Genomic DNA, 13,700 nt, shown 5'->3' on the forward strand with positions numbered 1-13,700 from the left:
TGGGTATTTACCCCGTCCGCAGAAAACCGCTTGCCTTGAAAATTTCAACAATAAGTAGCAAGATTTTGGGAAAATTGTATCTTTGAATAAATTTTGCCGAACATAAAGGTTGTGAAACGGTTTATCTCCTTCGGTTTATTCGTTATTCTGCTTTACCACATGCTGGGGCACCTGCTGGTGCTGCTCAGTGTGCAGTGGCAGGAACAACACGAACTGTCGGAACGATTGACGGTTTATTCGTCGGTAGATCACCTCGTTGAGTTTCAGATTCCGCTGCAGAAACACCCTAATGAAGCCATTCTGACGCAGCAAAAACAGGAAGGTTTCAAATACCGGGGCAGTTTTTACGAAATTGTCGACCTGGATGTTTCCGGCGACACGCTGCACATCACGGGTTACGTTAACACAACCAAATCGTTTTTTCAGCGGGATCTGCTTTCGCTGGTAAAAGAACAGTTTGCGACCAGTTCTTCCGAAACCGCTAAAAAAGCCAACAACCTTCTTAAACTGCTGCTGAAGGAATACTCGCCCATCAGCCGCGCCCGCACCTGGTTTTTCCTCTACGACTGGGCCGAAAAGTCCGTGCGGATTCCTTCGTTCACGGCGCATCTGTCGAGCCGGAGTCTCCCGGTTTTTTCTCCTCCCCCTGAGCTTTTTGCCTGATGCCGAATACGCCGGTTTGCACCCTTGCAGATCCGCGTATTTATGCCATTCCTTGCCATCCGGGCTGTTGATCCGCTCTGCGGAGCCGACCGTTGCGTCTGCCGTATTCGGCTGGCGTTCCAAAAACCGTATTGAACCGCTCTCAGCGGAAAAACGAACGGTTGAGGGTCGCCAGACGTGACCGATGACCGCCGGTTTGGGATTCCACCAGGCTAAGCTAGATTTCCAGTTACCCATCTCTGCCGGTGGCTAGGCGTTGCCACGGACGGTCGTTTTGCCGTCCGGAGTTGACGCGTCGCCGGTTTTAAAAGCTCATTATGCGGTCTTTCCGACACGTATCCACCTTTTCTATAATGAAAAAATTTACTGCCTCATTCCTGTTTTTATCGTTCTTGATTGCGGGAAAAACCTGGGCGCAAATGCCCCACGACGCCATTTACATGGGCAAAGGCTCGGTTTGTGTCGCGGCCATGTACGGCAAAAGCACCTGGGACGCGTACTGGGAAAACTCCCTCAAGCGCTCCAATTCCAACATCGGCACGCACACCACCCAGAACGTTTCCCTGATGCCGGCCATCGGAATTGCGAAGGGTCTGAATGTTATCCTGAATCTGCCCTACGTCTGGACCGAGACCAGTGCCGGAAACCTGCTGGGCCAAAAAGGCTTCCAGGATCTGTCGGGCTGGCTGAAATACCGGGTGCTATCGACGCACGGTTTTTCGCTGCACGCCGTTGCGGGCGCTTCGCTGCCGGTGGGCAATTATGTGCCGGATTTTCTGCCCATGTCGATCGGTTTGCAGTGCCGGACCGTTTCGGGGCGGCTGATTGCCAACTACAAACACCCGTCTACCGGTATTTACATCAACGCCCACGGAACGTACCTGTGGCGGAGTAACATCAAGATCGATCGGGACGCCTATCAGGCCGATGACCGCGTGTATAACACCCACGAAGTAAGCGTACCGAATGCCTACGACATGGGCCTGCGGCTGGGCATTCTGCGGAAAAAATTCCAGACCGAAATCTGGGCCGAAAAGTCTTCCTGCACCCAGGGCGATTACATCCGCCGGCACGACATGCCATTCCCGACCAACAACATGCAGTCTACAATGGTGGGTTGGTACGGTAAATTTCAGCCGAATAAAGTTGGGCTAAACGCCCGGGTGGGCTACGTGACCGAGGGGCGGAATGTGGGGCAAAGCACGAGCTTCATGGTCGGCGTGTTGTATCAATTCAAGGTGTGGAATAAACCGGCGTGAGTGGACCGGGCCAACATTCAAAGGCGGTTTCAAACTCACCTAAAAAAATAGTCCAATGAAAAAATACGTACAAAACATAAAGTCAATTGCTCTGGTAGTAAGCGCAGTCGCCGTATGGGCGGCCTGTACGAAAACGATTGATGAACCGGTGCGCGACAGTTATGCGCCGGTTTCGACCGACGAAAAAGCCGGGACCTGGAAAACCTATCTGCTAACGTCGGCCAACGACGTGGCCGTAGCGGAGCCGAAGGCGGTTTCTTCCCCCGAGTACATTGCCGAACTGGCCAGTTTGAAGCAAAAGTCGGCTGGCCTGACGAAAGAACAGCGGGAAGCGGTGGAATACTGGGGCAGCGGGGCCGTATACCGCTGGAACGAAATCGCCCGCGAGCTATCGGCCCGGTACAACATTCCGCCGGCCTACAACAAAGATGGCAAATACCCGGTGCCCGATGCGGCCAATCCGCTGGCCGATCCGAAATTTCCCTTTGCCAATCCGCCCTACGTCTCGCGGGCGCTGGCCTACCTGAGCGTGGCGCAGTATGATGCGCTGGTGACGGCCTGGAATTACAAATACAAGTACAAACGGGCCGCTCCTTCCAAAACGGATGCGACCATCGCAACGGCTTTGCCCGTTTCCGACATTCCGACCTATCCGTCGGAAGATGCCGTGGTGGCGGCTGCTTCGGTCACGATTCTGAAAGCCATGTTTCCGGGTGAGGTGCCGTTTCTGGAAGCTAAACTGAAACAACACCGCGAAAGCCGTCAGTGGGCCGGTATGAACGTGGAAAGTGAGCTGGTGGCCGGGGTGGAGCTGGGCAACGCCGTGGCCGCTAAGGTCATGAGCCGGGCCCGGACCGACGGGATGGCGGCTGCCAACAACCAGGCGCTGACGGCCGGAATGATTGAAAAAGCCAAAGCGCGCGGGCTGCGGGAAGCCTGGATCAGTCAGGAAACCCCGCTTCGGCCGCCGATGCTGCCCAATTACGGGGCGGTTTTGCCGTGGAATTTCAACCCGGCAACAGTTGTTACGCTGCGGGCCGTGCCACCCCCGGCGCTCGATAGTCCGGAGTTTAAAAAAGACCTGGACGAGTTGAAGAACATTCAGAAAAACCAGACCCGCGAGCAGGCCCGGGTGGCCAATTACTGGTCCGATGGTGCCGGAAGCTACACGCCCCCCGGTCACTGGCACCGCACGGCGGCCAACGTCAGCCACGACCTCAAACACAGCGAGGTTCGGATGGCGCGCACGCTGGCCCTGCTGGGAACCGCCCAAATGGATGCCGCCATTGTTTGCTGGGATACGAAGTACTACTACTATTATCCCCGTCCTCAGCAGTTTGGCGTGAAAACGTCGGTGGGTTTGCCGAATTTTCCTTCCTATACTTCCGGCCACTCGACGTTCTCGGGCGCTGCGGCAACTATTTTGGGCCATCTTTTTCCGGACCAGGCTGAAACGTTTACCAAACAGGCTCAGGAGGCTTCGGTGTCGCGGATTTACGGGTTGATCCACTACCGCTTTGATTGCGAAGTTGGCATGAAGGCTGGAAACGAAATCGGAAAATATGCCATTACCCGCGCGAAAGCCGATGGGTCGGGCTTATAACCAGACCGGTAATGAGGATCAAATACATTTCTGGTGCGTTTGCCGGTGTCACGTTGCTGGTAACCAGTGGCTTCGCGGGTGTGGCTCAATCCCCAAAACCGGCGGCCGATACGTTGCGGAGCCGGACGCTGGAGGAGGTAAACGTAACGGGCCACCGGGAAGGAACGACCCAAGCGCTGCCCGATGTGCAGGGAACCTACCTGCTGGGCGGGAAGCGGAGTGAAGTGATTCGACTGGGCGAGATCGACGCCAACATCGCCGAGAAAAACGCCCGGCAGGTGTTTGCGCGGCTTCCGGGATTGTTCGTCTACGACATGGACGGTACCGGCAATCAGATGAATGTTGCCACCCGCGGCCTCGACCCGCACCGGTCCTGGGAATACAACATCCGCCAGAACGGGATTCTGACCAATTCGGACATGTACGGCTATCCGGCGAGTCATTATTCGGCCCCAATGGAAAGCATCGATCGCATCGAACTTGTGCGCGGAACGGCTTCCCTGCAATACGGCGCGCAGTTCGGCGGAATGCTGAATTACGTCACCAAATCGGGCGACACCACCCGCCGGTTTGGGTTTGAAACCGTCAATTCAGTGGGTTCCTACGGGTTACGCAGCACCTACAATGCCCTGGGCGGGCGGGTCGGCAAACTAACCTACTACGGGTATTACTACCGGCGGCATTCGGATGGCTACCGGCAGAACGCCACGTCCGATTCGCAGGCGCAGTTTGTCAGCTTGCAGTATCAGGCCAGCAGCCGGTTGCGGCTGAGTGCCGAACTGGGCCGTTCGGAATACGTTTACCGCATTCCGGGGCCGCTGACGGAGGAAATGTTTGCCCAAAATCCGCGCCAGGCCACCCGCAGTCGGAATTATTTCAACCCCGACATCTGGGTGCCGTCGCTGCGCTTGGACTGGCAGCTTACCGACCGGACCCGCCTGATGGGGCTGGCGTCGGCGGTGCTGGGCGCCCGCAGCAGCGTGATGTTCGACGCCCTGGCGAACGTGCCGGACACCTTGATCCGGGCCACGGGACAAGCCCGAAACCGGCAGGTCGATATCGACAACTTCCACAGCTACACCAGCGAACTGCGGTTGCTGCACACGTATTCCATCGGGACTGTGAGGGCGACCGGCGTGGTGGGCGTGCAGGGGATGAACAACGACCTGAACCGGCGGCAGTTGGGAAGGGGGACGAGCGGTTCGGATTTCGATTTGACCCTGGTTGCGCCCTTTGGCCGCGATCTGCACATGTACACCAGCAACGTGGCGGTTTTTGCGGAAAGCCAGTTTCACCTGACCCCAAAACTGACGGTTTCGCCCGGCATTCGGGTGGAAAGTGGCCAGACCAAAGTGCGCGGAACGATTAGTTATTACGATCCGCTCCAGTTGCCCAACACCATTGACCACCGGTTTGCCCTGCTCGGCATCAACGCCCAATACCGGTTTAGTCCGGAACTGAAACTCTACGGCGGCTGGTCGCAGGCGTATCGGCCGGTGATTTTCAAGGACATCATACCAACTTCCGTGTACGAGCAGGTGGATAAAAACCTGAAAGATGCGACCGGTTTTAATGCGGAAATTGGTCTGGACGGCTACTGGCAGGGCCTGCACGTCAACGTCAGTGCGTTTTATCTGCCCTACCGAAACCGGCTCGGAAGCCTGGTGCTGACCACAGCCGCCGGCCAGAACACGGTTTTCCGCACCAACGTGGGCGACAGCGAGACGAAAGGCGTTGAAGCGTTGGTGGAAACGCAGGTCGTCAAAACCCATCACTTTAGGCTGACCGGTTTTACCTCGACGGCCTACGTTGACGCCCACTACACCAACGCCCGCGTTTCGACCGGCACGGACAACCAGACCATCAATGGCAACCAGGTGGAGTCGGCTCCGCGCTGGACCAGCCGCAATGGACTGACGGCCCGCTACCGGACGATTAGCCTGACGGCGCAGTTCAGTTACGTCAGCAAGACCTTTTCCGATGCGCTCAACACGCCCGTTGCGCTGCCAAACGGCGCGAAAGGCCCCGTTCCGGCTTACGGCATCTGGGATCTGAACGGCACCTGGCGAATTAACCGGCATTTCACCCTGCGGGGCAGTATCAATAACGTCCTGAACACCGCCTATTTTACCAAGCGCCCGACATTTTATCCGGGACCGGGCATCTGGCCGTCCGACGGCCGGACCGGGGTGTTGACCGTGGGAATCAAGTTATAAATCGACGACCGGACCGGTTTTGGTCCAGTTTTATTTCATGTTTAGACCGTATTGCGATGCCCCATATTCCGCTTCCTGACCATTTGCCGGGAATCACCGGCCTGCTCGAATAGCGGCTCGACACGGCCTTGCCCATCCGGAAACTGATGCATTAAAAAAACCAGTCTTTAACAGAAATACACTCTTTTCACTCCTACGGTGCGGTTCCCCGCTGGGACTAACGCATTCAATTCCAAATAGCGAATAGTGAATAACGAACAAAAATGCGCCCGTTCCGGCGGCCCAACGAAAACCGTATACCAAAAACTGTAAACCGTATCCCGAAAACCGTCAACCATGAACAGCATGCTTTCTTTCCTCGTCGGGATTCTTCTGCTGGCGGCTCTGGAAATCGCAAAGGTGTATTTCATTATGCCCATGCCGGGGAGTCAGGAAGCGGAGACCATCAGTTTTGCCTACTGGATTCACCAGAACGTCTGGTTTATTCGGGCCATCGGCTGGCTGCTGCTTTTGGCCCCAACCTTCCGGTTGCTGACCGATCCGAAACGCCGGTGGAACAAACTGACGGTGCTGGGCCTGCTGATCGGCTACGGCATGATTTATTACCAGTTCAACTTCCGGCTGCTGGCCGAGAAGATGTTCTACCAGCCGGAAAAAACCGTAATGCTGAATCTGAAAAGCAGTAAAGTGCCGACGGACAAGGTGGTGCTGGGGCTGGTGGTCAACGGTCAGGCGCGGGCGTATCCGATTCAGTTCATCGGGTACCATCACCAGGTTCGGGATACGGTCGGTGGCAAGCCTGTCATGATTACGTATTGCACGGTTTGCCGCACAGGGCGGGTGTTTGAGCCGCTCGTGGAGAACCGGCCGGAAGCGTTTCGGCTGGTGGGCATGGATCATTACAACGCCATGTTTGAAGACCGAACCACCGGAAGCTGGTGGCGGCAGGTCAGCGGAGAAGCCATCATCGGACCGCTGAAAGGGCACATCCTGCCGAGTCTGCCGGTCGAGCAGATGACCCTGCGCGCCTGGGCCGAGCAGCATCCCGAAACGCTGGTGCTCCAACCCGACACGACCTTCAAAAAACCGTATGAGAAGATGGCCACCTACGAACGGGGCAAAAATAAAGGTTCGCTCACCCGGCGCGACAGCCTGGCGTGGCAACCCAAATCGTGGGTGGTGGGCGTGGAGCACAACAAAACCGCCCGGGCCTACGACTGGAATCAGTTGCAGAAACAGAAAATTACCAACGATACCCTGGCCGGAACGCCCCTGATGCTGATGGTTGCGGCCGATAGCGCGTCATTCCACGTCTGGAACCGAACGGTCGATGGAAAAACGCTCTCCTTTGCGGCTGGGGCCCCGGATACCTTCCGGGACCGGGAAACCGGCTCGGTCTGGAGCCGGCAAGGCGTCTGCATCGAAGGCCCGCTGAAAGGCAAACGGCTTGCCGTGATTCCGGCTTCTCAGGAATACCTGCATTCCTGGGAGACATTTCACGCCGGTACATCGCGCTATTTGTAACGAATTTTTGAATAGGTTAACAGCTAGTTGCAAAGGATAGGGGCGATGCCGCTATCCTTTATTTTTTGCGGTTTTGAAACCGAAGGCTTCCTGAAAAACCGGGCCGCAACGCATCCAGCGGGTCTAAATTACGGCCAAACCCGACACGCATTTGAGAAATTAGGTTATGTTTGTTAAAAAAAATCGGCCAGAACCATACCGGTGGCGGACTGGGTTTCAAAACCGGGTAGATGGCAGATCGTAACGTACCGTACTGTCTTGACCCATTAATTTATTGATGAGCTCGAAATCCTCAAAGAAAAACGCCGTAAACCTCCCTTCGCTGCCTAAAACCCCAACCGGTATTGAGGGATTGGACCAAATAACCCAAGGCGGCCTGCCCAAAGGCCGTCCAACGCTGATCTGTGGGAGTGCGGGTTGCGGAAAGACCTTGTTTTCCATTGAATTTATTGTTCATGGGGCCATCTCCTTCGGGGAGCCGGGTGTTTTTGTTTCGTTTGAAGAAAAATCGGAAGAAATTACGCTGAACGTGGCATCGCTGGGCTATGATCTGAACCAGCTGCAAAAGGATAAGCTGATCCGGCTTGATCACGTTCATATCGAGCGGAGCGAAATCGAAGAAACCGGCGAATATGACCTGGAAGGGTTGTTTATCCGGCTTGGGTACGCCATCGACAGCATTGGTGCCAAACGCGTGGTGCTGGACACGATCGAAAACCTGTTTTCCGGTTTGAGCAACGAGAGCATCTTACGGGCCGAACTCCGGCGGCTTTTTGAATGGCTGAAAGAAAAGGGCGTCACGGCGATTATTACCGGCGAAAAGGGCGACGGCACCCTGACCCGAAACGGACTGGAAGAATACATTTCCGATTGCGTGATTCTGCTCGACCACCGGGTGGCCAATCAGATTTCGACCCGGCTGCTGCGCATTGTCAAATACCGGGGATCGGTGCACGGTACAAACGAATATCCTTTTTTAATTGATGAAACCGGTATTTCGGTGTTGCCGGTGACTTCGCTCACGCTGAATCACCAGGCTACGTCCGAACGCATTCCGTCGGGAATTCCGGCGCTGGACAGAATGCTGGAGGGAAAAGGATTTTTTCGGGGAAGCAGCATCCTGGTTTCGGGAACCGCCGGAACCGGAAAAACCAGCATTGCCGCCAGTTTTGTCGATGCCGCCTGCCGGCGGGGAGAGCAGTGCATGTATTTTGCGTTCGAAGAATCTCCGCAGCAGATTGCCCGCAACATGCGTTCGATTGGCCTTGATTTGCAGAAACACATCGATCAGGGGTTGTTGAAATTTCACGCGGCCCGCCCAACGCTCAACGGCCTGGAAATGCACCTGGTATCGATTCATCAGTTAATCGAAGAGTTTGAACCAAAGGTGGTGGTGGTGGATCCGATCACGAACCTGATCACGGTTGGCTCGGTCAGCGAAGTGAAGTCGATGCTGATTCGGCTCATCGATTTTCTCCAGGCAAAGGAAATTACGGTCCTGTTTACGGCCCTGGCCCTCTCCACCATTGTCAATGAGCAAACCGACGAGGGCGTTTCGTCGCTGGTGGATGCCTGGATGCTGGTGCGGGACATCGAACTGAACGGGGAGCGGAATCGGGGTTTGTACATCATGAAGTCGCGCGGCATGAAGCATTCCAACCAGGTGCGCGAGTTTGTGATGACCGACGAAGGCGTGGATCTGGTGGATGTGTATCTGGGTCCGGAAGGCGTCCTGACCGGATCGGCCCGGGAGGCCCAGCAGTTGCAGGAAAAAACCGGGGTGGCGCTGCGCCAGTACGCCGTCGATCGGAAAGACCGGGAAATTGAACGGAAACGACTCGTGCTCGAATCCAAGATTACCAGCTTGAAAGAAGAGTTCGAATCGGTGCAGGATGAATTGAATAAAACCTACGTGGAAGAAGACCTGCGGAAGGATGTACTGGAGCAAAACCGGGAACAACTAATCAAGAATCGCCACAACGAACAATAGCGACTTTCGGACGACCAATAAGGGCATGGAAACAAAAGAACAAATTTGGGAGTTAAGGCTATACGTTGCCGGAAAAACCGTCAAATCCGTAACCGCCCTGAACAACCTGAAACGGTATTGTGAGGAACATTTAAAGGGCAAATACGTGATTGAAGTTATTGATTTGCTGGTGCATCCACAACTGGCGGAAGGAGACCATATTCTGGCCATTCCGACGCTGGTTAAAAAAGTGCCGGAACCGATTCGTAAAATAATTGGCGATTTGTCGAACGAGGAAAAGGTTTTGGTGGGATTGAATATTCGTCCGGCAAAATAATAAAATGACCGAACACAGTATAACCGGAGACATAAGTGCGGAGGGCGATGATGAGCCCTATGAATTGCGTTTGTTTGTAACCGGAGCTTCGTTCAATTCTACCCGTGCCATCGAAAATCTGAAATGCATTTGCGAAAAGCATCTGCCGGGAAAATACGATCTGGAGATTATCGATGTGTACCAGCAAAAAATGCTCGCCGAACAGGAGGAGATTATTGCATTACCCTTATTGATTAAAAAATGGCCCCTGCCTCAGCGAAGGCTGATCGGCGATATGTCGGACACCGAAAAAGTGCTGAAAGGACTGGGCATCTCTGATACCATTGAATGAATCCGGCAAAAACCTACGATCAGCTTGTTCAGGAAAACGAAGCGTTGCAGAGCCAGTTGGAGGAAGCCACAGACACCATTCACGCGATCCGGACGGGTCAGGTGGACGCGCTGGTCGTTGAGGGCAGCAACGGGCACGAACTCTACAGCCTGAAAACGGCGGACCATACGTACCGGGTTTTTATTGAAACGATGAACGAAGGCGCCCTGACGCTAAACAACGAAGGGCTGATTCTGTACTGCAACTCGACGTTTGCGTCGCTGGTCGGCTTGCCCATCTCGAAAGTCATTGCCTTGTCGTTTGAGGTGTTTGTCCCGCCCGCTTGTCTGGAACTCTACCAAAGCCTGTTTAACCAGGGCTGGGCCGAAAACCGTAAACTTGAAATTTCCATTCTGGGCAGCCGGGGCCTGGTGCCCTGCCAGCTTTCGGTCACTCCGCTGGAACTGGACGGCGGCATCCATTCGCTGAGCGTCATTATCACGGATTTGTCCGCTCATAAAGAAACCCAGAAACTGCTGAAGTCGAACAACGAGCAACTGGCGGAAATGAACGGAGCCCTGGAAGCCAGCAATCACGACCTCCAGCAGTTTGCCTCGGTGGCCTCCCACGATTTGCAGGAACCGCTGCGCAAGATTCAGATGTTTTCGGAAATTCTGCGCGATCGGCACGCCGATGAACTGCCGAAGGATAGCCTGCGGTTTCTGGAAAAAATCGTTGATTCGTCCAACCGGATGCGCACCATGATCATCGACATTCTGAGTTATTCCCGGCTTTCGTCGCAGCCGACCGGCTTTGAATGGACGGACCTGAACGAGCTGGTGCGCGAGGTGCTGAAGGACTTTGAACTCCTGATCGAAGAAAAACAGGCCCGGATTCAGGTTGGACCCTTGCCCCGGCTGGAAGTGATTCCGGGGCAGATCCGGCAGGTGTTTCAGAACCTGATCAGCAATGCGCTGAAATTTTCAAAGCCCGATCAGCCCCCGGTCATCGAAATCGGTTGCGAAGAGACGCCCGCATCGGTCGACACCTTGTGTTTGATTCGGGTTTCCGACAACGGAATCGGCTTCGATCAGCAATACGCGGACCGGATTTTCTCCCTGTTTCAGCGGCTCAACACCAAAGATGTTTACGAAGGCTCGGGCATTGGCCTGGCCGTTACGAAACGCATAATTGATAAACATAATGGTCAGATTAATGCTTTTAGTCAGGAAGGCATAGGGGCTACATTCACTATTCAGCTGCCTTTGAGGCAAAACAGACCGCTTTGAGATGACTTCTGTCGTTGCTAAAAAGAAAATACTACTGGCAGAAGATGATGGCGATGACCGGGATTTTTTTGTTGACTTCCTGAGCCATCGAACCGATATTGACGTGCTGCCCTGCGTAACGACCGGCGTTGAGGTGATGGAATACCTGAACGCCAGTCCGACGCCCGCCGATTTGCCGGATGTGATCATTCTCGACCAGAACATGCCCAAGCTGACCGGGCTGGAAACGCTGGAACGCATCCGGTTGAATGACTTGCTGGCCAACGTCGTGGTGGTTGTTTATTCGACCTACGTTGGGCCGGAGCTGATCGATTCCTGTTTGCGGGCCGGAGCCGCCCTGGTGATTTCCAAACCGGTTTCGTACGAGGGCTACCACGCCATGATGGATGAGATCATAGCGGTATGCAAACGCATATCGATGGATTAACACGGTATTATTTGAGCTTATTTATGGCTACCCGCACCAAACCCAAATCAGCCGCTGCGGCTTATAAACTTGCGAATCTGCCCACCGACGGTCAACGCCGTGTGGTAATCGAACGGGTTTCGCCGGAACTCGATGCCGGACGGTTCCCGATCAAAGCCGTTCCCGGCGATCCCCTTGCGGTAGAAGCCGACATTTTTCTGGATGGGCACGACAAACTGGCCGCCCGGCTGCTGTTTCGTCACACCGATGATCCGGACTGGAGCGAAGTGCCGATGGTTTTCATCAACAATGACCGCTGGGGCGCTTCCTTTTCGATTGAAAAACCGGGTGTATACCGGTACACCGTCGAGGGCTGGGTCGATCACATTGCCTCCTGGCAACACGAGGTTCACCTGAAAGTAGCGGCTGGTCAGCGGATTACGAGCGAACTCAAAGCCGGGGCGGTTTATGTAGACGGCATGGCGCAACGGGCCGAAGGAGACGATCAGGCGACGCTGGTGTGGCTGGCCGGATTGCTGCGGGAGGGAGCCGAGGAGTATAACGAAATTCAATACGGCCAGGCCCTTGAGTTTGTGCATTCCGATTCGTTCACCGATCTGTTCAAACGCTATCCGGAACGGAATCACCCCGCGCGGTACGCCCGCGAACTGGTGGTGGACGTGGACCGGCCCAAAGCCGGTTTTAGCACCTGGTACTGCCTTTTCCCGCGTTCGGCCTCGCCGGAGCCGGGGCAGCACGGCACCTTTCGGGATGTTGAACGGCTGTTGCCGCGTCTGGAAAGCCTGGGCTTCGATGTGTTGTATCTGCCCCCGATTCACCCCATTGGCAATGCGTTTCGGAAGGGGAAAAACAACAACGTGGTGGCGCAGCCGGGCGAACCGGGCGTTCCCTACGGCATCGGTTCGGAACTGGGCGGACACACGGCGATTCACCCCGAACTCGGTACGCTCGATGACTTTAAACACCTGATTGCCATTGCCCGGAACCACGGCATGGAAGTGGCGATGGACCTGGCGATTCAGGTGTCACCCGACCATCCCTGGGCCAGCGATCATCCCGAGTGGTTCAAGAAGCGGCCCGACGGCACAATCCAGTACGCCGAAAATCCGCCCAAGAAATACCAGGACATCTACCCGGTTTATTTCGAAACCGACGACTGGCAGAGCCTGTGGCTCGAAATGAAGGAGACGATGCTGACCTGGGCGTCGTGGGGCGTCCGCATCATCCGGGTCGATAATCCGCACACCAAACCGTTCCAGTTCTGGGAATGGCTGATTTCGGAGGTGAAAAAGCAGTACCCGGACCTGATTTTTCTGTCGGAAGCCTTCACCAAACCAAAGGTGATGCAGCAACTGGCCAAGCGTGGTTTTGCGCAGTCGTACACCTATTTCACCTGGCGCAACAGCAAACACGAGTTGCAGGAGTACCTGACCGAGCTCACCCAGAGCGAAATGAAGTACTATTACCGCCCGAATTTCTGGCCGACAACGCACGACATTAACCCGCACGTTCTGCAATCGGGTCACGAACCGCAGTTTTTGATCCGGTTTTTGCTGGCGGCCACCTTGTCGTCCAACTACGGGATTTATGGTCCCTCGTACGAACTGATGGAGCACATCCCGTTTCCGGGGAAAGAGGAATACCTCGATTCGGAAAAATACGAAATCCGGCATTGGGACTGGGGCCGCACCAACCGGCTGACGTACCTTATCGGACTGGTCAACCGCATCCGGCGCGAAAATCCGGCCCTGCAAAGCACCAACAACCTGACGTTTTGCCGGATTGACGACGATGCCCTGATGGCGTACCTGAAAGTGACGGACTCCAACCGGCTGCTGATGGTGATCAACACCGACGCCTACAACCGGCGGGCCGCCATGGTGCAGGTTCCGACCTGGCAACTGGGCATTGGCGATGACCAGGAATATACCGTCCACGATTTGCTGACCGGTGCCTACTATACGTGGAAAGGCCAGTGGAACTACGTCGAGCTGGACCCGTATCTGTTGCCGATGCACCTGCTGAAAATCGAAAGCTGAAAAACCGGGTTTTACGGACGGGTCTGTGCACGTTGGGCCGTTGCCTAACTAAGCGGTGCATTAT

11 protein-coding genes are annotated in these 13,700 nt (G+C 55.2%); all 11 read left to right on the forward strand.

Annotated elements, in window-relative coordinates:
* Positions 1-111: 111 nt before the first annotated feature.
* The 11 genes from ACYVHX_RS19230 (at position 112) to ACYVHX_RS19280 (ending at position 13,636) form a co-directional block, all read left to right on the forward strand.
* Entirely contained in the window at positions 112-663 is a 552-nt protein-coding gene (locus tag ACYVHX_RS19230; protein WP_460673305.1) for a hypothetical protein, read from the forward strand.
* Between the two features lie 353 nt (positions 664-1,016).
* Positions 1,017-1,922 carry a hypothetical protein gene (locus tag ACYVHX_RS19235; protein ID WP_460673306.1) on the forward strand — a complete coding sequence of 302 codons (906 nt, stop codon included), beginning with the start codon at positions 1,017-1,019 and terminating at the stop codon, positions 1,920-1,922.
* A gap of 55 nt (positions 1,923-1,977) precedes the next feature.
* Positions 1,978-3,525 carry a vanadium-dependent haloperoxidase gene (locus ACYVHX_RS19240; protein WP_460673307.1) on the forward strand — a complete coding sequence of 516 codons (1,548 nt, stop codon included), beginning with the start codon at positions 1,978-1,980 and terminating at the stop codon, positions 3,523-3,525.
* Positions 3,526-3,536: 11 nt separating this feature from the next.
* Positions 3,537-5,741 (forward strand): TonB-dependent receptor family protein, encoded by a 2,205-nt coding sequence (locus tag ACYVHX_RS19245; protein ID WP_460673308.1) that lies wholly within the window; start codon positions 3,537-3,539, stop codon positions 5,739-5,741.
* A 345-nt stretch (positions 5,742-6,086) separates the two neighbouring features.
* Complete coding sequence (locus tag ACYVHX_RS19250) at positions 6,087-7,265, forward strand: DUF3179 domain-containing (seleno)protein (protein ID WP_460673309.1); 1,179 nt, start codon at positions 6,087-6,089, stop codon at positions 7,263-7,265.
* A 277-nt stretch (positions 7,266-7,542) separates the two neighbouring features.
* The gene (gene kaiC / locus ACYVHX_RS19255) at positions 7,543-9,255 is read left to right on the forward strand and encodes a circadian clock protein KaiC (RefSeq protein WP_460673310.1); all 1,713 of its coding nucleotides are present in this window, start codon (positions 7,543-7,545) and stop codon (positions 9,253-9,255) included.
* Positions 9,256-9,280: 25 nt separating this feature from the next.
* Positions 9,281-9,571: a circadian clock KaiB family protein gene (locus tag ACYVHX_RS19260; protein WP_460673311.1), complete on the forward strand. Its 291-nt coding sequence runs from the start codon at positions 9,281-9,283 to the stop codon at positions 9,569-9,571.
* A gap of 4 nt (positions 9,572-9,575) precedes the next feature.
* Positions 9,576-9,902, forward strand: a complete 327-nt coding sequence (locus tag ACYVHX_RS19265; protein WP_460673312.1) for a circadian clock KaiB family protein — start codon at positions 9,576-9,578, stop codon at positions 9,900-9,902.
* Positions 9,899-11,170: a sensor histidine kinase gene (locus ACYVHX_RS19270; RefSeq protein ID WP_460673313.1), complete on the forward strand. Its 1,272-nt coding sequence runs from the start codon at positions 9,899-9,901 to the stop codon at positions 11,168-11,170. The genes ACYVHX_RS19265 and ACYVHX_RS19270 overlap by 4 nt, the downstream gene beginning before the upstream one ends.
* Position 11,171: 1 nt before the next feature.
* Entirely contained in the window at positions 11,172-11,597 is a 426-nt protein-coding gene (locus tag ACYVHX_RS19275; protein WP_460673314.1) for a response regulator, read from the forward strand.
* A gap of 23 nt (positions 11,598-11,620) precedes the next feature.
* Complete coding sequence (locus ACYVHX_RS19280) at positions 11,621-13,636, forward strand: alpha-1,4-glucan--maltose-1-phosphate maltosyltransferase (protein WP_460673315.1); 2,016 nt, start codon at positions 11,621-11,623, stop codon at positions 13,634-13,636.
* Positions 13,637-13,700 lie beyond the last annotated feature (64 nt).

Source organism: Larkinella ripae, from assembly GCF_054780775.1.

Excerpts from the sequence above, each read along its gene's own strand:
- ACYVHX_RS19245 (WP_460673308.1), top strand. The coding sequence starts at position 3,537 with ATGAGGATCAAATACATTTCTGGTGCGTTTGCCGGTGTCACGTTGCTG.
- ACYVHX_RS19265 (WP_460673312.1), top strand. The coding sequence starts at position 9,576 with ATGACCGAACACAGTATAACCGGAGACATAAGTGCGGAGGGCGATGAT.
- ACYVHX_RS19260 (WP_460673311.1), top strand. The coding sequence starts at position 9,281 with ATGGAAACAAAAGAACAAATTTGGGAGTTAAGGCTATACGTTGCCGGA.
- kaiC (WP_460673310.1), top strand. The coding sequence starts at position 7,543 with ATGAGCTCGAAATCCTCAAAGAAAAACGCCGTAAACCTCCCTTCGCTG.
- ACYVHX_RS19240 (WP_460673307.1), top strand. The coding sequence starts at position 1,978 with ATGAAAAAATACGTACAAAACATAAAGTCAATTGCTCTGGTAGTAAGC.
- ACYVHX_RS19280 (WP_460673315.1), top strand. The coding sequence starts at position 11,621 with ATGGCTACCCGCACCAAACCCAAATCAGCCGCTGCGGCTTATAAACTT.
- ACYVHX_RS19270 (WP_460673313.1), top strand. The coding sequence starts at position 9,899 with ATGAATCCGGCAAAAACCTACGATCAGCTTGTTCAGGAAAACGAAGCG.
- ACYVHX_RS19250 (WP_460673309.1), top strand. The coding sequence starts at position 6,087 with ATGCTTTCTTTCCTCGTCGGGATTCTTCTGCTGGCGGCTCTGGAAATC.
- ACYVHX_RS19235 (WP_460673306.1), top strand. The coding sequence starts at position 1,017 with ATGAAAAAATTTACTGCCTCATTCCTGTTTTTATCGTTCTTGATTGCG.
- ACYVHX_RS19275 (WP_460673314.1), top strand. The coding sequence starts at position 11,172 with ATGACTTCTGTCGTTGCTAAAAAGAAAATACTACTGGCAGAAGATGAT.